This is a genomic window from Rhizobacter sp. AJA081-3 (assembly GCF_017795745.1).
In the GTDB taxonomy this organism is placed as follows: Bacteria; Pseudomonadota; Gammaproteobacteria; order Burkholderiales; family Burkholderiaceae_C; genus Piscinibacter.
In genome coordinates, this window is sequence record NZ_CP059067.1 from 2,380,756 (window position 1) to 2,400,094 (window position 19,339).

15 protein-coding genes are annotated in these 19,339 nt (G+C 70.0%); 7 read left to right on the forward strand and 8 right to left on the reverse strand.

The genetic code is table 11. The features are described 5' to 3' along the window. Window positions 1-85: 85 nt before the first annotated feature. Genes HZ992_RS11370 through HZ992_RS11390 form a run of 5 tightly spaced genes read right to left on the reverse strand, consistent with a single transcriptional unit; the run spans window position 86 to window position 4,778 of the window. A complete protein-coding gene (locus HZ992_RS11370) occupies window positions 86-907 on the reverse strand; it encodes a competence/damage-inducible protein A (RefSeq protein WP_209386740.1) in 822 nt (273 codons plus the stop codon). Continuing rightward, a complete protein-coding gene (locus tag HZ992_RS11375; RefSeq protein ID WP_209386741.1) occupies window positions 904-1,776 on the reverse strand; it encodes an EI24 domain-containing protein in 873 nt (290 codons plus the stop codon). Before HZ992_RS11375 ends, HZ992_RS11370 begins: the two co-directional genes overlap by 4 nt. Window positions 1,777-1,795: 19 nt before the next feature. Then, window positions 1,796-3,103, reverse strand: coding sequence for a YncE family protein (locus HZ992_RS11380; protein ID WP_209386742.1), 1,308 nt, complete (start codon window positions 3,101-3,103; stop codon window positions 1,796-1,798). A gap of 39 nt (window positions 3,104-3,142) precedes the next feature. Continuing rightward, window positions 3,143-3,973: a creatininase family protein gene (locus HZ992_RS11385; protein ID WP_209386743.1), complete on the reverse strand. Its 831-nt coding sequence runs from the start codon at window positions 3,971-3,973 to the stop codon at window positions 3,143-3,145. Then, window positions 3,966-4,778 carry a TIGR00266 family protein gene (locus HZ992_RS11390; RefSeq protein ID WP_209386744.1) on the reverse strand — a complete coding sequence of 271 codons (813 nt, stop codon included), beginning with the start codon at window positions 4,776-4,778 and terminating at the stop codon, window positions 3,966-3,968. The genes HZ992_RS11385 and HZ992_RS11390 overlap by 8 nt, the downstream gene beginning before the upstream one ends. 153 nt (window positions 4,779-4,931) lie before the next feature. Between HZ992_RS11390 and HZ992_RS11395 the strand changes: the two genes are divergently transcribed. The 7 genes from HZ992_RS11395 to HZ992_RS11425 all read left to right on the forward strand — a co-directional run bounded on the left by HZ992_RS11395 (window position 4,932) and on the right by HZ992_RS11425 (window position 15,386). Beyond that, window positions 4,932-6,146 (forward strand): GGDEF domain-containing protein, encoded by a 1,215-nt coding sequence (locus HZ992_RS11395; protein ID WP_209386745.1) that lies wholly within the window; start codon window positions 4,932-4,934, stop codon window positions 6,144-6,146. A gap of 31 nt (window positions 6,147-6,177) precedes the next feature. Then, window positions 6,178-6,993: an IclR family transcriptional regulator gene (locus HZ992_RS11400; protein WP_209386746.1), complete on the forward strand. Its 816-nt coding sequence runs from the start codon at window positions 6,178-6,180 to the stop codon at window positions 6,991-6,993. Window positions 6,994-7,015: 22 nt separating this feature from the next. Next, entirely contained in the window at window positions 7,016-8,692 is a 1,677-nt protein-coding gene (locus HZ992_RS11405; protein WP_209386747.1) for a Na/Pi cotransporter family protein, read from the forward strand. A 7-nt stretch (window positions 8,693-8,699) separates the two neighbouring features. Next, entirely contained in the window at window positions 8,700-9,557 is an 858-nt protein-coding gene (locus HZ992_RS11410) for a DMT family transporter (RefSeq protein WP_209386748.1), read from the forward strand. A 71-nt stretch (window positions 9,558-9,628) separates the two neighbouring features. Further along, window positions 9,629-12,004: a TonB-dependent siderophore receptor gene (locus tag HZ992_RS11415; protein WP_209386749.1), complete on the forward strand. Its 2,376-nt coding sequence runs from the start codon at window positions 9,629-9,631 to the stop codon at window positions 12,002-12,004. After that, the gene (locus tag HZ992_RS11420) at window positions 12,001-12,588 is read left to right on the forward strand and encodes a YfiR family protein (RefSeq protein ID WP_209386750.1); all 588 of its coding nucleotides are present in this window, start codon (window positions 12,001-12,003) and stop codon (window positions 12,586-12,588) included. The genes HZ992_RS11415 and HZ992_RS11420 overlap by 4 nt, the downstream gene beginning before the upstream one ends. Then, window positions 12,585-15,386: a response regulator gene (locus HZ992_RS11425; RefSeq protein WP_209386751.1), complete on the forward strand. Its 2,802-nt coding sequence runs from the start codon at window positions 12,585-12,587 to the stop codon at window positions 15,384-15,386. Before HZ992_RS11420 ends, HZ992_RS11425 begins: the two co-directional genes overlap by 4 nt. Window positions 15,387-15,392: 6 nt before the next feature. Here HZ992_RS11425 and HZ992_RS11430 read toward each other — a convergent pair whose 3' ends face one another. The 3 genes from HZ992_RS11430 to HZ992_RS11440 are packed head-to-tail and all read right to left on the reverse strand — an operon-like array spanning window position 15,393 to window position 19,339. Continuing rightward, complete coding sequence (locus tag HZ992_RS11430) at window positions 15,393-16,169, reverse strand: NUDIX hydrolase (RefSeq protein ID WP_209386752.1); 777 nt, start codon at window positions 16,167-16,169, stop codon at window positions 15,393-15,395. Further along, entirely contained in the window at window positions 16,166-18,238 is a 2,073-nt protein-coding gene (gene ligA / locus HZ992_RS11435) for an NAD-dependent DNA ligase LigA (RefSeq protein ID WP_209386753.1), read from the reverse strand. The genes HZ992_RS11430 and ligA overlap by 4 nt, the downstream gene beginning before the upstream one ends. Window positions 18,239-18,283: 45 nt before the next feature. Further along, window positions 18,284-19,339, reverse strand: coding sequence for a cell division protein FtsZ (locus HZ992_RS11440; protein WP_209386754.1), 1,056 nt, complete (start codon window positions 19,337-19,339; stop codon window positions 18,284-18,286).

Consider the following 19,339-nt stretch of genomic DNA (forward strand, 5'->3'; position numbering starts at 1 on the left):
TGAGGCAGCTCCCGCGGATGGCCTGAGGCCATCGCTTCGTCCTGGTGCACCAGAGTGCACACTATTGGTGCGCTCATTTGGTGATTCAACGCACCAACTCGGGGCCCAACTTGGCGCCATGGCCGGCCAGGCCGCGGAGCATTTCGGCGAAGGCCGCCTCCATCGAGTTCGGCTCGCCCTTCACGCCCAGCTCGATGTGCTTGCCCCACTGCGGGTGGTCGACGCTGGGCAGGCTGAACACCTTGATGCCGGGGAAGCGCGTCTCGATGTCTTCCATCAGCGGCGTCAGCGTGGCCTCCATGGCACCGAACACGATCACCGACTTCTCGCGCATGCCGACCTGGCGGCGCAGATGCGCGCAGTGATGGTCGAGCACCCATTCGATCATCGGCCAGGCCATCACCGGAAAGCCCGGCACGAAGAACACGCCGCCCTCGCCCGACGGCGCATGCAGGCTGAAGCCGGCGATCTTGTTGTAGGGATTCGGGATGATGCGCGCGCCCTCGGGAAACACACCCATGTTCAGGCGGTGCACGTTGTCGTCGCGGTCGGGCTCATAGGGCAGGCCCTGCTCGGCTGCGACATCGCGCATGCGCTCCAGGATCAGTTCGCGCGCCTGCGGGTGCAACGCCAGCGGAACCCCGAGCGCACGGCCGGCGCATTGCCGGGTGTGATCGTCCGGCGTGGCGCCGATGCCGCCGCAGGAGAACACCACGTCGCCGCGCTGCGCCGCCGCGAAAGCGTCGCGCAGGTCGGCAGTGATGCGCTCGGGCTCGTCGCCGACGTAGCGGGCCCACGAGAGCGAGAGCCCGCGCGCGGCGAGCAGGTCGATGACCTTGGGCAGGTGCTTGTCCTCGCGCTTGCCCGAGAGGATCTCGTCGCCAATGATGATGAGGCCGAAGTTCATGGCGGAGGCAGCAGTTCCAGGTCGGGGTGGGTGGGCAACGGCGCCGGCGGCGGCGCGGGCGGCGGTGCGGCGGCGGCTTCGGTGCGCAGCGCTTCCAGCGCCGAGAGCGTGAAGTGCGCGAACCACAGTGCCGCGAACGCGAACACCAGCGTGTAGATCCAGATCGCCACCGGCACGAGCACCGGCGCGAGCGCCACGAACATCACGCCAGAGGCCCACACCAGCCCCGGCGCGGCGCCAAGGTAGCCGGTCAGCACGCCCATCGCGAGCAGCGTGGGGCGATGGCGCCGCACGATCTCCAGCCGCTCGTCGCGACTGGCGTGTTCGGACAGCACGTCGTAGACCAGCACGCGGTAGGTGAGCCAGCCCCAGATCAGCGGCGGGATGACGAGCACCAGCGGCGGCACCAGCCACAGCGGCACCGAGATCACCAGCGCCAGCAGCGCCACCAGCGTGGCCAGCAGCGAGACGAGGGCGCCCATCCACATCGAGCCGCCGCGCTTGCGTTCGAGCGAGGCGAAGCGGCGCTCGGCCACCAGGTGCAGCATCGACGGCGTCATCAGGAGGGCCACGCACAGCAGCGCGACGATGACGATCACCGGCGTGGCCAGGAACACCACGATCAGCGGCGCCAGCGCGGACTTCAGGCCGCTCATGCCGAAGCGATCGAGCCACTCGAACAGCATGGTGACGAGCGACCAGTCCGCCAGCGTGCCGTTGACGGCATCGATGGCCGCGTCCCAGAACAGGTAGCCCAGGCCGAGCGCGGCCACCACCATCAGCACCAACGGCAGCACCGACAGGGCGATGACGCGCGGGTGCAGGCAGTAGGCCGCCGCGCGCCAGAAGGAGTCGAGCAGGAGCTTCATGCAGCCGCCGCCCGCGCCCTCAACGCAGGTTGCCGGTGTGGCCGAGCGAGTAGCGGCCCGGTTGCGGCCAGACGGTCAGCCCGTGCGGCTCGGCACCGACCTTGACCTGCTTGACGTCGCCGCTGGCGGTGTCGAAGCGGTAGATCACGTCGTCGTAGCGCGCGGCGAGCCACAGGTACTTGCCGTCGGCGCTGACATTGCCCATGTCGGGGCTGCCGCCGCCGGGCACGGCCCAGCGCACGACGACCTTCTCGGTGGCGAAGTCGATCACCGACACGCCGCCGTTGCCCAGCCGTGCGCCGTGGATCTTGTGCGAGCCGCGGTTGGCCACGTACAGGCTCTTGCCGTCGCGGCTCGGGTACAGGCCGTGCGCGCCGAGGCCGGTCTGGATGAAGCCGACCTGTTTGAAGGACTCGCCGTCGACGACATGCACACCGTCGGCATGCATGTCGGCGATGTAGAAGCGCTTGCCGTCGGGCGAGATGCGGATGTCCTGAGGCATGCCTTTCTCGACGGTGCAGACCTCGGTTTCGCCGGGCTCCCACACCTGGCCGGGCTGGGTGCGCGGCGCGCCGGGCCTTTCCTTGAAACGCGTGCTGGGCATCTGCAGCTTCAGGTAGCCCAGCACCTTGCGCTCGGCGAGGTCGATCTTCGCGATGGTGCCGGAGAACTCGCAGGTGAAGATCGCGAAACGGCCGTCGATCGAGAAGTCCGCGTGGTTGATGCCGGGGCAACCGGGCACGTCGATCGAGTACTGCATCGCCATCGTCTTGGGGTCGCGGAAGTCCAGGCGCTTGCGCGCTTCGGCGACCACGATCGCCGACTTGCCGTCGGGCGTGGCGTACATGTTGTAGGGGTCGTCCACCATCACCGCCTTGCCCGGCTTGCCGGTCTTCGGGTCGATGGGCGTGAGGCTGCCGTCGGTGCGGCCTTCGGCGTTGTTGGTCACCCACAGCGTGCGCAGATCCCACGAGGGCACGATGTGCTGCGGCCCGATGCCGACCTTGAACCGGTCGATCACCTTCATCGCGGTCGGATCGACGACATAGACGTCGCCCGAGCGCAGGTTGGGCACGTAGATGCGCTCCAGGTCATCCTTGAGCGCCGGGCTGATCCTCTCGGCACCCGTCTCACTGTAGACGTTCTTCGGGTTGGGCACCGGCGGCATGCCTGGCACCGTGTTCACCGCGGGCACCGCGGCGGGCGCGCTGGCCGCCGACGCTGCGCCCTGCGCCTGCACGCCGAGCCAGGCGCCCGCGCTCGCGAGCCCCGTGACCGCCAGGGCCAGCGCCTGAAGACGGCGAAGATGCAATTTCTTGTTTGCCATGGGAAGAATCGAAGTGATGAAGGACGTCACCCGTGATTGTCAACGAGACCGGGTGCGCTCACGGATGGCCGACACGGATGCTTCGACGATGCGCTCGACGCCGATTCGGCCCAGCGCCACCGTGGCGCGCCGCGGGTCGCCCGAGACGCCAGGCCGCTCGGCGGGCGTCGAGGCGCGGCCCAGCCACTGCGGCCGCACCAGCGCTTCGTCGGCGGCCAACGCCAGCGCGGTGTCGGCCAGTCCCGCGTGGGTGCCGATCTCGTCGGCCTTGAAGCCCCGCGCGGCAAGCAATTCGGCATGGCCCTGCCGCGACGCGCGGTAGTACTCGCCGAGCGCGTGCACGCGGCACGGTGTGCCGCCGCCGGCCCATTCGCGGTTCAACCTCGCGGCCACGCGCTCCTCGCTCTTCTGGTAGCCGCCGTGGTCACCGAGGAACACCACCTCGCGAAAGCCGTGGCGTCGAAAGCTGCGCGCCGCGCCTTCCAGCACCGCCTCGAAAGCCGGCTCGGGGATCGAGATGGTTCCGGCGTAACGCATGTGCGCCACCGGCGGCTCCACGCTGCCTTCGGGCACATAGGCCATCACCGGTGCGACCAGCGCATTGCCCAGTTCGCGTGCGATCAGCTCGGCGAACACCCGGGCGCGCACGTTGTGCTTGCCCAGCACCATGTGCGGCCCGTTCTGCTCGGTGCCGCCCAGCGGCACGAGGATGGTGGTGGCGCCCGCCGCGATGCGCTCGCGCAGCTCGGTGGAGGTCAAGGCCTCGAGTTGCACGGCATCGGCCGCCGGCGATCCCCATGCCAGCACGGGCACCAGCCACAGCGCGGCCAGCAGGCCGCGCAACACCGACGAGAAACAGGCGTTACTCATCGTCTCCGCCGAGCACCCCTCCGAGCAGCCCGCCCGCGGCCAGGCCGCCGAGCACCGAGCCCTCTTCGCGGCTGCCGCCGCGCTGCGGCGCTGCCGCGAACACCCGCGAGGCCAGGCGCGAGAACGGCAGGCTCTGCAGCCACACCGTGCCGGGGCCGCTGACCTTGGCAAAGAACAGGCCCTCGCCGCCGAACAGCGCCGTCTTGATCTTGCCCACGTACTGGATCTCGAAGCTCACGTTCGGCGTCATCGCCACCAGGCAACCGGTGTCGACCAGCAGGGTCTGGCCCGGCTGCAGTTCGCGCCGCACGACGGTGCCACCGGCGTGCACGAAGGCCAGACCATCGCCCTCGAGCTTCTGCATGATGAAGCCCTCGCCACCGAAGAAGCCGACCGACAGCTTCTGCTGGAAGTGGATGCCCAGCGACACGCCGCGGGCCGCGCACAGGAAGGCGTCCTTCTGGCAGATCAGCGTGCCGCCGAGCTGGCGCAGATCCATCGGCAGGATCTTGCCCGGGTAGGGTGCAGCGAAGGCCACGCGCTGCTTGGCGTTCACCTGATTGCTGTAGACGGTCGTGAACAGCGACTCGCCGGTCACCAGGCGCTTGCCCGCGCCGAGCAGCTTTCCGAAGAAGCCGCCCTGCTGCGCGCCGCCGTCGCCGAACACCGTGTCCATGCCGATGCCGGCATCCATGAACATCAGGCTGCCCGCCTCGCCGACGGCCGCTTCGCCGGGGTCGAGCTCGACCTCGACGAACTGCATCTCCGAACCCTTGATCTCGTAGTCCACCACATCCATGGCCATGTGCCCGACTCCTTCTTGAATGAATGTGCACAACGCACTGCACTGCGCAGCGCAATGGCGCCCATTCTCGCCTACCCCCTAGTTGCATCCCCCCAAAGAGGTAACGCGCAACAGCGAGGTCAAGTCCAGAATTCCGCATCCCCGCGACGCACCATGAGCCTGCACCTGCCCACCCTGATGACCGTCTGCATCGCCGCGCTGGCCACCTCGGCCGCGGTGATGACGCTGCACGGTCTCACGCAGCGCACCTACCGCGGCTATGGCTGGTGGGTGGCCGCGCAGTGGCTGCTGGCGCTGGGCTGCCTGCTGCACCTGTTCCGCGACAGCTCGCCGGAACTGCTGCCGCTGGGCAACCTGCTGCTGCTGCAGTGGCCGATCGTCGTGCTGGCGGGCATGCGCCGCTTCTGCCTTCGCCACGCCTCGCGCGTGCCGCAGTCGCTCGACTGGCTGCTGCTAGCGCTGGTCTATCTGGTGTGGCTGGCCACCTGGGCGGCCCACGGCTCGCTGGCCGCCCGCGTGGCCGCCTTTGCGGCGGGCGCCTGCGCGCTCCACCTGTACGGCGCGCTGATGCTCTCGCGCATGGCCGAGCTGCGCGAGGGCAGCACGATGAAGCTGCTGGTCTCGGTGGAACTCGCGTCCGCCGCGGTGCAGGCCGTCCGCCTGGGACTGGCGCTGTCCGACGGCATCGACGGCGCTGCCGGCGACCGCATGCTGCTGGCCAGCGGCCTGGTGATCGTGGTGTCTTCGCTGGTGATGGTCTACCTCGCGCTGATGCTGACCAATGAACGGTCCGAAGCGAACCTGCGCGCGATGCATCGCAAGCTGCGCTACCTGGCCGACATCGACGTGCTGACGCGCGTGCCCAACCGCCGGCACTTCCACGAACTGGCCGCACGCGTGCTCGACGCCGGCGCTGCGCCGCCGTGCACGCTGATGATGTTCGACGTCGACCACTTCAAGCGCATCAACGACCTGCTCGGCCATGCCGCCGGCGACGAGGCGCTGCGCCAGGTGGCGCGCTGCGTGCGCGACTCGCTGCGCACGCCCGACGTGGCCGGCCGCCTGGGCGGCGACGAGTTCGCCGTGCTGCTGCCCGGCACCGGCATCGACCATGCGATGACGGTAGCCACGCGCATCGTCGCCCGCCTGGCCGACCGCCAGGTCGCGCCCACGCACGCGCCGCTGAGCCTGAGCTTCGGCATCGTGCAGATGCACGACGGCGAATCGCTCGACGACGCACTGCGCCGTGCCGACCAGGCGCTGTACGAAGCCAAGCGCCAGGGCCGCAGCCGGGCCGTGGCTGCTTTCGGCCTCGAGGCGCGGCCGGTGTTCGGCGAGAGCCGCTCGCTCGGCCTGACCAGCCTTTGAGACCGCCGCGGCCAGGGCGATAGACTGGGGCATGCCCGACATCGCGACCTTGCCCGCCGCAAACGCCAGCGAAGAACGCCCGCGCCCCGGCGACAGCTACGTCCAGTCGTTCGCCCGCGGGCTGGCGGTGATCCGCTCTTTCGACGCCCGCGCACCGCAGCAGACGCTGACCGAAGTCGCCCAGCGCACCGGCCTCACGCGCGCCGGCGCGCGCCGCATTCTGCTCACGCTCGAGGGCCTGGGCTACGTCAGCAGCCAGGGCCGCCAGTTCAGCCTCACGCCGAAGATCCTCGACCTCGGCTTCGCCTACCTGTCTTCGCTGCCGCTGTGGAACCTGGCCGAACCGGTCATGGAAAAGCTGGTCGAAGAGGTCAAGGAGTCCTGCTCGGCCGCCGTGCTCGACGGCGCCGACATCGTCTACGTGCTGCGCATTCCCACACACAAGATCATGAGCATCAACCTGGGCATCGGCAGCCGGCTGCCGGCCGCCTGTACCTCGATGGGCCGCACGCTGCTCGCCGAACTCGATGCCGCTTCGCTCGACGCCAGGCTCGCCCGCCACCCGCTGGTGGCGCACACGGCCCACACACTGACCGACCCGGCGCGCTGGAAGGCGGAACTGGCGCGCGTGCGCCAGCAGGGCTGGTGCCTGGTCGACCAGGAGCTCGAAGAAGGCCTGGTGTCTCTGTCGGTGCCGATCCGCGACCGCTCCGGCCGCGCCATCGCCGCGATGAACATCAGCGGCCAGGTGGCGCGCACCTCGGCGCGTCACATGGTCGAGCAGTTCCTGCCGCGGCTGCAGGCCGCGTCGGCACAGATCTCGCAGATGCTGCAGATGAAGCCTTGAGCACCCGCGCCCGGAGACCCGTTTGATCCATCTGCTCAACCTGCTCGCCGCCATCGCCCTGCTGGTGTGGAGCACGCACCTCGTGCGCACCGGCATGCTTCGCGTGGCCGGCGAGAACCTGCGCGGCGTACTGGCCAAGAGCTTCAGCAACCGGCTCAGCGCGATGCTTGCCGGCCTGGGCGTGACGAGCCTGGTGCAGTCCGCCACCGCCACCTGCCTGATCGTCGCCAGCTTCGTCGGCAAGGGACTGGTAGCCACCGGCGCGGCGCTGGCGGTGATGCTGGGCGCCGATGTCGGCTCCGCGATGATGGCGGTGGTCTTCTCGTTCGACCTGTCGTGGCTGTCGCCGCTGCTGATCTTCGTCGGCGTGGTGATGTTCACCTCGCGGCAGGACACCGGCATCGGCCGCGTCGGCCGCGTGCTGATCGGCCTGGGGCTGATCACGCTGGCGCTGCAGCTCATCGTCGAGGCGACCACGCCGCTGACGCAGTCGCCCGCCGTGCGCACGCTGCTCGCCTCGCTGCCCAACGAGGTGCTGCTCGACATCGTGGTCGGCGCGGTGCTCACCGTGCTCTCCTACTCGAGCCTGGCGATCGTGCTGCTCACCGCGACGCTGGCCAGCTCCAGCATCCTGCCGGTCAACGTGGCGCTGGGTCTGGTGATCGGCGCCAACCTGGGCAGCGGCCTGCTGGCGATGATCGCCACCGGCGGCGCCTCGCCGCAGGTGCGCCGCCTGCCGCTGGGCAACCTGATCTTCAAGCTCGCCGGCGCAGCCATTGCCATCCCGCTGCTGCCGCAGGCCCACGTGTGGCTGCAACTCACCGGCGCCGCGGTGCACGAGCAGGTGGTCTGGTTCCATCTCGGCTTCAACCTTCTGCTGGCCACGCTGTTCATCAGCTTCACCGGCGTGGTGGGCCGGCTCGTCGAGCGCCTGCTGCCCGAGCCGGCGCTGGGCGCCGATGCCTCGCGTCCACGCCACCTCGACCCGACGGCGCTGGCCACGCCCTCGCTGGCCATCAGCTGCGCGGCGCGCGAGGCGCTGCACCAGGCCGACGTGGTGGAGACCATGCTGCGCGGCATCATGCCGGTGATCCGACACAACGACCTCCAGCTGGCCGAGCAGCTGCGCAAGATGGACGACAGCGTCGACGAGCTGTACTCGGCGATCAAGTTCTACCTGACGCAGATCTCTCGCGAGGCGCTGTCCGAACGAGAGAGCCGCCGCTGGACCGACATCCTGTCGTTCACGATCAACATGGAGCAGATCGGCGATGTCATCGAGCGCGTGCTGCAGGACGTGGAGGACAAGAAGATCCGCAAGAACCGCAGCTTCTCGGAGGCCGGCCTGGCCGAGATCAGCCACCTGCACGAGCGCCTGATGGCCAACCTGCGCCTGGGCATGAGCGTGTTCCTCGACGGCCACGTGCGCGACGCCAAGAAGCTGCTGGAAGAGAAGGCGCGATTCCGCGACCTCGAGCGCGAGTACGCCGCCAGCCACATCGGGCGGCTGCAGGACAACACCGCGCAGAGCATCGAGACGAGCTCGCTCCACCTGGACCTCATCAGCGACCTCAAGCGCATCAACTCGCACCTGTGCTCGATCGCCTACCCCATCCTCGACTCGGCCGGCGTGCTGTCGCAGACGCGCATCCGCCATTCCAAGCTCGCCGAACTGTCGGGCGAAGAACACAAGCCCTGAGGCGAGCATGGCGCTGAGCTGGCCGGTGGTGGCCGCGGTGCTGTTCGGCGCGCTGCTGCACGCCTCGTGGAATGCGCTCATCAAGGGCGGCACCGACAAGTCGCTGGACACGGCGCTGATCCTCGGGCTGGGCATGGTCGTGGCGCTGCCGGTGGTGGCCGTCGTCGGCCTGCCGGCGCGCGAAGCCTGGCCCTACCTCGCCGCCTCGATCGTGGTGCACCTGGGCTACTACATCGCGCTGGTCAGCGCCTACCGGCATGGCGACCTCGGGCTGACCTACCCGGTGATGCGCGGTCTGGCACCGCTGCTGGTGGCCTGCGCCAGTGCGGCGCTGATCGGCGAGGTGCTGCCCCTGGCCGCATGGTTCGGCCTGATGGCCATCAGTGTGGGCGTGGTCGGCGTGGGCCTGTCGCGCAGTGCCCTCGGCGGCCACCCCGGCAAGGCGCTGCGCTACGCGCTGGCCAACGCCGCGATCATCGCGCTGTACACCGTGATCGACGGCCTGGGCGTGCGCGCCGCGGGCCATGCGCTGAGCTACGTGGCCACCCTTTTCCTCTTCGAAGGTCTGCCCTACTTCCTGCTCGTCATGTGGCGGCGCGGCGAGCAGCGGCCGCAGGCCTGGCGCTACATGGCCCGTCGCTGGAAGCTCGGGCTGGCCGGCACCGCCGCCTCGTTCGGCTCCTATGCGATCGCACTGTGGGCCATGACGCAGGCCCCAGTGGCGACCGTGGCGGCGCTGCGCGAAACCTCGGTGCTGTTCGCCGCCGCGCTGGGCACGCTGTGGCTGAAGGAGGATTTCGGCGCCCTGCGTGCCGCCGGGACCGTGCTGGTGCTGGCCGGCGTGCTGTCATTGCGTCTGGCTTGACGCATGTCGGCCCCGGGCGGGCCGGAAGCTCCTAGACTGCGCTCACAAGATGGGCTCGGTTGGGGGCACACATGGAGACTTGGCGCTTCGAGACGGCGCAGCAGCGGTGGACCATGCTCGCCTGGCCGTTGCTGGCAGGGCTGGCGCTGCCGCCCGCGACCGCTGCCGACGGCGATGCCCGCACGCCCGTTCCAGTCACGCGGGACGTGGCCGACATGGACATCACCGAGCTGGTGAACGTGCCCGTCTCGCCCTTCGACGTCTCGAGCCATCTCGATCGCGGCTACCGCGCCTCGAACGCTGTGTCCGCCTCGCGGTTCGATGCCCCGGTGAGCGAGTTGCCATTCGCCATCCAGGCGTTCACGGAGGCCTTCATACGGGACCAGGCGCCGCGCGACATCCATGACATCGCTCGCTACTCGCCGGGCGTGACCTACCGAAGCAACGACTTCAGCGAAGGCAACGCCAACCTGGCCATCCGCGGCTTCGCGGTGAGTTCGGTGCCGGGCGGCACGCAGATACTGCGCGACGGCTTCGCCGGCCCCTCGATCTTCGACTTCACCAACATCGCCCGCGTGGAGGTGGTCAAGGGCCCATCTTCCTTCCTGTACGGGCAGGTGGCACCCGGCGGCATCGTCAACATCATCACCAAGAGCCCGCAACCGCGTTTCGAGGCTTCCGGCCGGGCCGGGTTCGGCTCGTACGGACAGTACCGCGTCGAGGCCGACGTGACCGGGCCCGTGTCGAGCACGCTGCGCTACCGCCTCGCCGCGTCGCACGACCAGGACATCCACTACTGGGAGCCTTACGACGCACAGTCGCGCAACTTTTCCCCCGCCCTGTGGTGGCAAGCCAGCGAGCGGGTCAGCGTGTCGCTCAAGTACGAGAACTTCCGCAAGCTCGAGACCCCGCTGCTGCTGCAGAAGCCGGGCTACGGGCGCCAGCGCGGCATCGTGCCGACGCCATCCGATCCCAACCTGGCCGGCGTCGACGTGCCGGGCCTGCCGGACACCTGGAACAGCATGTCCGACGTCGACTACCGGCGCAGCGAAAGCGAAGGCCTGAGTGCATGGATCGACTTCACGCTCGACGATCACTGGCACCTGCGCGGCGCCTATGCGAAGCAGCACTACAGCACGGACATGCTGTTCTCGGGCAACTTCGGCATGCCCGACAACACGACCTTCCTGCAGGGCCGGCGTCTGCGTGCGCAGGTCTACACCAACAGGGACGAAACCCTCTCGGTCGATGCGGTCGGCCAGTACCGGTTCGGGGCCGCGAGCCTGCGCGTGCTGCTGGGCGCGCAGCAGGTCCGGCGGCAGTTCGAGAACTGGGCGGCCCAGGCGCCGAACGACCCGGCGCTGGGCAGTGACCCGATCGCCTCGCCCTTGCCGCTGTGGGATCTGCGCGACCCGTCCACCTGGAATCGCCACGTCACCATCCCGCGCTCGGCGCTAACCGCGAATCCGACGGACCGCCGCTCCGATGCCGAAGACCGGTCCGTCTATGCCGGCAGCACGCTGGGCCTGCTCGACGATCGGCTGCTGCTGCTGGCCGGCTGGCGCCTGACCCGCACGGCCAACACGGTCGAGAACCGGCTGACGCAGCGGGTCGACCGGATCGACGCCCGCAAGACCACGCCGCAGTTGGGCGTGCTCTACAAGATCGATCCGGGCCTCGCCGTGTTCGCCTCGTACGCCGAATCCTTCGTCCCCGGCGCGAGCGTCCTGAACCGCCTCGACGGGACGACGGCCTCCGCCGAACCCAGCGAAGGCAAGGGCTTCGACCTGGGCTTGAAAAGCGTGCTGCTGGACGGCCGCGTCAGCGGCACGCTGAGCTTCTTCGACCTGCGCAATCGGCGAATCGTCAACGACGTGGCGCGGACGAACGCCGCCGGCTCGGTGGAGATCTTCAACCTGCAAAGCGGCGAGCAACGCTCGCGCGGCGTCGAACTGGACCTCACCCTGAAACCCGCGCCACGCTGGCAGGTCTACCTCTCCTACAGCTACATGGACGCGCGCATCGTCGAAGTCACGGGCCACGACGCCGCGGTGCTGGCGCAGGACCCCGCCACGCTGGATGCCGCGGGCCAGATCAACTACAAGAACGTGAAGCTGCTGCACGGCGCCAGGCTGCAGATGAGCGCACCGCACCTGGCCAACCTGTGGGCACGCCACGACTTCGGTGCGGGCCCGCTGGAAGGCGCCTACCTGGGCGGGGGACTCAACATCGTGCGCGACCAGACGCTGCTGCCGGACGGGCCTGCGTCGTCGCGCCAGAGCTACGCGCTGGTGAATGCGCTGGCAGGCTATGCCTGGCGGGCGAACGGCCGGCCCATGAGCCTGGAGCTGACCGGCAAGAACCTCGGCGGCGCCACCTACCGGCCGTCGCAGAGCACACGTGCGCGTCCGCGCGAAGTGCTGCTCACGCTGCGGATCACGACATGAAGCAGCGCTCGCTGACCCGCCGAGTCTGCGGGGCCCTGCTCGGCTGCATGCTCGCCATGCTGCCGCCCCACGGCGGCGCCGGCGCGCAGGACCGGCCCGCCGAGTCCGCGGCGAGGGTGGAAGCCGCATTCCTGCGCAACTTCGCGCGTTACGTCGGCTGGCCATCGCGCGCGTTCGCCAGCGAGCGCTCGGCCTGGAACATCTGCGTGCTCGGCAACGGCCACTTCGACGGCACGCTGGAGGAGACCTTCCGGAACCGCACCGAGCAAGGCCGCGCGTTCGAGGTGCTGCGGGCCACCCGGCTGGAGCAGTTGCCGCCGTGCCAGATCATCTTCGTCGACCTCGCGCAGGCCACCGATCGCCGGGCCGTGCTGGCCAGGCTCCAGAAGCAGCCGGTGCTGACCGTGGGCAGAGCGCCGGAGTTCCTCGACGAGGGGGGGATCGTCCGGCTGCTGGCCGGCGACCGCATCGAGATGAGCATCAACCTCGATCAGGCCCGCGCCGCCTCGCTGACGATCCCCTCGACGATGCTCGAAGTCTCGCGCGGAGTCCTGGAGAACGGCACGCTGCGGAGGTGGCGATGATGCCGCTGCGCTCGCAGGACATTCGCGGCAAGCTCGCGCTGGCGCTCTTCGTCGCGGCACTGCTGGCATTCATGGCGGCCAGCGGGGCGGTGCTCCTGCTCGAACGCTTCACGCTCGAGATGCGCGCCCGCACCGTCGTCGAGCCCTATGTGCAGCTGGTTTCCGTGGGCGCGGAGGCCGCCGTGGCCTTCCGCGACACGACGCGGGCGCAGGAAATCCTCGACACCCTGCGCGCCAACGCACAGATCCTCGATGCGCAGATCGTGCTGGCCGACGGTAGCGAGCTGGCACGCTACCGCGCCCGTGGCCAGACGGCGCCCGAGGACCTGCCACCACGCGCCGACGGCCTGCTGGTGTCCCAGGACCGGCACACGGTGGACTCGTGGCAAGGCCTGCGCGACGGCGCGCGGCTGCACCTGGTGATGCACCTGGGCGAACTCGAGCGCCAGACACGCGATGCCCTGCTCATGATCGCCGCCGGGACGATCGTGCTGCTGACCGTGCTCGCCTTCGGCCTGCGGGCCGCGCTTCAGCGCAGCATCGTCAGCCCGATCGCCGCGCTCGCCGAGGCCGTCGATCGGGTGCGCACGGGGGCCGACTACGGCCCCCGCGTGCCGGTGGCCGGGGCCGACGAGATCGCCCGGCTGGGCCAGGGCTTCAACGCGATGCTGCAAGCGATCTCGGAGCGCGAGGGCGAACTGCGCCGGCTGTCGGTCGTGCATCGCGCGGTGCTCGACAACGTGGGCACCGGCATCGTCTCGGTCGGCCGCGACGGCGTGGTGACGACGTTCAACCGAGCGAGCGAGCGGCTGCTCGGCTACAGCGCCGACGAGGTGGTGGGCAAGCTGACGCCGGCCACCTGGCATGACCCGCAGGAAGTGGCCCACCGCGCGCGCGAGCTCACCGATCAGCTGGGCGAGCCCGTCGAGCCCGGCATGGAGGTGTTCTTCGCCCGCGCGCGCCGCAACCTGCCCGACGAGTCGGAATGGAACTTCATCCGCAAGGACGGCACCCGCGTGCCGGTGCAGCTGACCTTGACGGCCAAACGGGGCGAAGCCGGCGAGCCGCTCGGCTTCGTCGGCCTCGTGCTGGACCTCACGGAGCGCAAGCAGGCCGAGGCAGCGCAACACCGCTACCAGGTCGAACTCGAGCAGACCGTGCAGCAGCGCACCGCCGAACTGCGGCTCGCGCGCGATGCTGCCCAGGCGGCCAACCAGGCCAAGAGCGCGTTCCTGGCCAACATGAGCCACGAGATCCGTACGCCGATGAACGCGATCCTGGGCATGTCGGCCCTGGCCTTGAAGGGCGAGCTCGCGCCGCAGCAGCGCAACTACGTCGGCAAGGCGCATGCCGCGGCGAAATCCCTGCTCGGGATCATCAACGACATCCTCGACTTCTCGAAGATCGAGGCCGGCAAGCTGCAGCTGGAGTCGATCGCGTTCTCGCTCGACGAGGTGCTGGCGCAGTTGGTCGACGTGCTCGGCCTGCGCGCCGAGGAGGCGGGGCTGGAACTGTTGCTGGACCTGCCCGCGAATCTGCCGACGGCGTTGCTGGGCGATCCGTCGCGGCTCGGGCAGGTGCTGCTCAACCTGGGCAACAACGCCGTCAAGTTCACCGAGCACGGCGAGGTCACCATCGCCGTCGCCGCGCTGTCGTGCGACGCCAGCTCGGCCCTGCTGCAGTTCGAGGTGCGCGACACCGGCATCGGCATGAGCACCGAGGTGCAGCAGCACCTGTTCGAGTCGTTCTCGCAGGCAGATGCCTCCACCAGCCGCCGCTACGGCGGCACCGGGCTGGGGCTGGCGATCAGCCGGCACCTGGTGCGGCTGATGGGCGGCGAGCTGCAGGTTGTCAGCACGCCGGGGCGTGGCAGCCGCTTCGCTTTCAGCCTGCGATTCGGGTTGCAGGCCGGCGTGGCCGAAGCGGCGCCGCCGGGGATCGGCAGCCAGGCCCTGTGCGCCGCCCGCGTGCTGATCGTCGACGACGGCGCCGGTGCACGCGAGGTGCTCATGCGGGCCTGCACGGCCCTGGGTCTGCGGCCCGATTCGGTTGCCGACACCGACGACGCCTTGCAGCGCAGGGCGCTGGCCGATGCGAACGGCGCGCCGTACAAGCTTTTGCTGGTCGATGCGAACATGCCGGGCGCGGACGGACTCGATTGCGTCGCCACCCTGGCCCGGCAAGCGCCGCCCGCCGCGGCCATCCCGATCTTGCTGATGGTCACGCCGCTGTCGCGCGACGGCGTGCAGGCGCGGCTGGCCGAGCGACAGATGAAGGTCGGTGCGCTGCTGCTCAAGCCCGTCACACCGGCGAGGCTGGTCGAAGCGGTCAACCGGCTGCTCGTCGATCCGTTCGGCGGCGCCGCGCACGAGCTTCCCTCCGCACCCGCACCAGCCAAGCCGCACGCCAGCCTGCGCGGCGCACGCATCCTGCTTGTCGAGGACAACGAGACCAATCAGGAAGTGGCGGTCGCCCTGCTCGGCACCGCCGGCATCGAGGTCAGCGTGGCCGGCAACGGCCAGGAGGCGCTGGACTGGCTGGAGCGCAAGGATTTCGATGCCGTGCTGATGGACTGCCAGATGCCGGTGATGGACGGATACGCCGCCACGCGGGCCCTGCGCCGCTCGCCGCAGCGGCAATCGCTGCCGGTCATCGCGATGACGGCCAACGCGATGGTCGGTGACCGCGAGGCCGCCCTGGCGTGCGGCATGAACGACCACATCGCCAAGCCGATCGACTTCGAAGAGGTGTTCGCGACGCTGGAGCGCTGGGTTCGCCCGGCGGCGCCGCCGGCCTGAGGTCGATCAGCGCGAGCCGTCCTGTTCCAGCGCGTGCGCCAGGATCAGCGCGGCTTCCAGCGTGAAGCGGCCGTGCGCCAGTTGCGATCGCAACTCGTCGGCTCCCAGGCAGGCGAAGCCCGCCACTTCGCCGTCCTGGTTGGCCGGCAGCGCGCGCAGCGGCAGGGTGGCCTGGAAGAGCGTCGCCTTCTCGACCATGTAGCCCTCGTCCACCGGCCGACGGATCTGCAAGTGCCCCAGGGGCCGCAGCCGGTCGAGCTCGGTCAGGTGCAGGCCGGCCTCTTCCCAGGTCTCGCGCTCCAGCGTTTTCGGCACGTCCTCGTCGGCGCTCATCAGGCCGCCGACCAGCGTGTCCCACAGGCCGGGGTCGGTGGCCTTGTCGAAGGCGCGCTGCTGCACCCAGAAGCGGCCGTCCGGATGGCGGCCGACCAGGTGCACGGCGTGCGTGGTGATGCCCAGTGGCCGCACCGCGGCGCGCTCGATGGCGCCGTGCCGCTGGCCGGCCGCGTCGGTGACCGGCAGCAGCTCGTCGCGCCAGCGGCTGGCCAGCCCTTGATCGCGCAGCCAGTGCGCCAGATCGGCCAGCGTTTCGTCGTCGTGCGAGCCGATCTGCCAGGCGTTCGCCACGGCGCGCAGCGGCAGGCCGGCCTCCGCCATGCGCAGGCCCATGCCCGGCTCGATCGAGCCGATCTCGGCATGGCCCAGGCGCAGCGGCTCGCGCGGGCGCAGCGGCGGCTGGGCGGCGCGCAACCGCAGGGCATCGAGCCAGCCGGTCTCGCTCATGAGGCTGCTCCGTCGCTGCCGCCGCCGGCCAGCAAGGCTCGCAGGCCCTCCTCGTCGAGCACAGACACGCCCAGCTCGCGCGCCTTGTCGAGCTTGCTGCCAGCCTCGGCACCGGCGATCACGAAGTGCGTCTTCTTCGACACTGAGCCGCTGACCTTGCCGCCCGCCGCCTCGATCAGATCCTTGGCCTCGTCGCGGCCCAGCGTGGGCATCGTGCCCGTGAGCACCAGCGTCTTGCCGGCCAGCGGCTTGGGGCCGGCATCGGCCTGCGTGCCCTCGCCTTCCGTCCAGTGCAGGCCGACTGCGCGCAACTGCTCGACCACCTCGCGGTTGTGCGGCTGCTCGAAGAAGGTGCGGATGCTCTGCGCCACCACCGGGCCGACGTCGTTGACCTCCAGCAGCTGCTCCACGCTCGCATCCATCACGCGATCGATGCCGCCGAAGTGTTTCGCCAGGTCCTTCGCCGTCGTCTCGCCGACATGGCGGATGCCCAGGCCATAGAGGAAGCGCGCCAGCGTCGTCGATTTGCTCTTCTCCAGCCCGGCCAGCAGGTTGGCGGCGCTCTTCTCTCCCATGCGTTCCAGCGCGCTGAGCTTGGCCAGGCCGAGCGTGTACAGCTCGGGCAGCGTGCGCACGATGCCGGCGTCGACGAGCTGCTCGACCAGCTTGTCGCCCAGACCCTCGACGTCGAGCGCGCGGCGCTGCGCAAAATGCAGGATGGCCTGCTTGCGCTGCGCCGGGCAGTACAGGCCGCCGCTGCAACGCCAGTCGACCTCGCCTTCCTCGCGCGCGATGGCGCTGCCGCACACCGGGCACTTTCCGTCCAGGCGCTTGTACAGGTCGAAGGGCTCGCCCACGTCGGCCGTCCGCTTCTCCAGCACCACGCCCACCACCTCCGGGATCACGTCGCCGGCACGGCGCACGATCACCGTGTCGCCGATGCGAACGTCCTTGCGGCGCGTCTCGTCCTCGTTGTGCAGCGTGGCGTTGCTCACCGTCGTGCCGCCGACGAACACCGGCTCCAGCTTGGCCACCGGCGTGAGCTTGCCGGTGCGGCCGACCTGGATGTCGATGTCGCGCAACACCGTCATCTGCTCCTGCGCCGGGTATTTGTGCGCCACCGCCCAGCGCGGCTCGCGCGAGACGAAACCCAGCCGCTGCTGCAGCGCGCGCGAATTGACCTTGTAGACCACGCCGTCGATGTCGAAGGGCAGCGCGTCGCGCTTCGCGCCCATCGCGCGGTGGAACTCGACCAGGCCCTCGGCACCCTGCAGCACCGCGCGATCGGCGCACACCGGCATGCCCATGGCCTGCAGCGCGTCGAGCAGCGACGAGTGCGTCGCCGGCACTTCCCAGCCCTGCACGTCACCCAGGCCGTAGGCGAAGAAGCTCAAGGGCCGCGACATCGTCACCGCCGGGTCGAGCTGGCGCACTGCGCCGGCCGCGGTGTTGCGCGGGTTCACGTACGTCTTCTCGCCTTTCTGGCGCTGGGCCTCGTTGAGCGCCTCGAAGTCGTCGCGGCGCATGTAGACCTCGCCGCGCACCTCGATGACGGCAGCTTCGGTGCCGTTCAGGCGCAAGGGGATCTGGCCGATGGTGCGGATGTTCTGCGTCACGTCCTCGCCGGTTTCGCCGTCGCCGCGCGTGGCGGCCTGAACCAGCACGCCACGCTCGTAGCGCAGGTTGATGGCCAGGCCGTCGAACTTCAGCTCGGCGGCGTACTCGATGGGCGGGTCGGTGTCGGCCAGCTCGAGCTCGCGGCGCACACGCGCGTCGAACGCCAGCGCGCCGGTGGCTTCGGTGTCGGTTTCGGTGCGGATCGACAGCATCGGCACCGCATGCCGCACCGGGGCGAAGCCATCGAGCACCTTGCCGAGCACACGCTGGGTGGGGGAGTCCGGCGTCTGCAGTTCAGGATGAGCGGCCTCGAGGGCCTGCAGTTCCTGGAACAGGCGGTCGTACTCGGCGTCCGGGATCTCCGGCGCGTCGAGCACGTAGTAGCGGTGCGCGTGGTGGTGCAGCAGCCGGTGCAATTCGCCGGCGCGTGCAGCGGGGTCGTGGGAGCTCATGCAGCGATTGTCGGCCAGCTGCGGCGGCGCGTGCCCGCCGCCGGTTCAGCTGAACAGCCGCCGTGCCGCCGCGGAGCCGGCAGCGAGGTCGCGCGCGGCCAGTTCGTCATACAGGCGAGTCAACTCGCTGCCGATCACCGCAAAACTCTCGGCGCCCAGCGGGTGGCCGTTGTCGTCGACGATGGCGGCGTCCATGCCCAGCGACAGCGCCTGCGCGCTGGCCTGCCAGGCGACGAAGGGCTCGCTGGCCGGGTCGGTCTGCGGCACGTCGAAGCTCAGCGTCACGTCGCGCAGCGCAGCCTGGTTGGGATCGTCGGCCAGCGCCGCCTGGGAGTCGAAGGAGAGCGTCAGCACCGGCGGCGCGCCTTCCTCGGTGCCGGGCAGCACCAGCCGCCCCGGCACCATGCCCGGCACGAAGCCATGGCGGCCAGCATGCTGCTGGATGTAGCCCACGCTCCAGGCCACCGAACGCGAACTCAGGTGCACGGCGAGTTGCGCATCGTGGTCGCCGGCGAAGGCGTCGAGCTCGCGCGCGCGCGCCACCACTTCCAGCATGTCGGGAAAGTCAGGCATGGCGCCGATCGCGTCGGCGAAGGCCTGCACCTTCTGCACGAACTCCGAGTACTCGATCTCGTTGAGGGCACCGCCGCGGTTGGCCAGCTGGACGCCGGCCTGGAACTCGCTGTAGCGCTGGCCGGCCGCGGGCGGCTCCCATTCGCGGGTGAAGACGTTCAGGCCCTCGATGAAGAAGGGCTTGTTGCCGGCCCGTCGCGTGGACGGCAGGTGCGAAATCGCCATCTCGCCGCTGACCTGCACCTCGATGGCCAGCATCGCGATCGCATCGATCAGCGAATCGATGCGCGGCACCATGCGGCGCGGTGCACGCACTTCCGCTGGGTCGGCTGCGGCCAGTTCGGCGCTCGGCGCCGCGTCGAAGCTGGGCTCGACGGCGCCTTCGGCCAGGCCCGGATCGCGCGCCTCGCCCGGCCTGGCCTGCGCCACGCGGCGCGGCTGCGCGCGGCGCGACTGCCACACGGTGTGCGCGGCCATCGCCACCAGCACCACCGCGCCGAAGAGTGCGAGCGCGACGGTCAGGCTCAT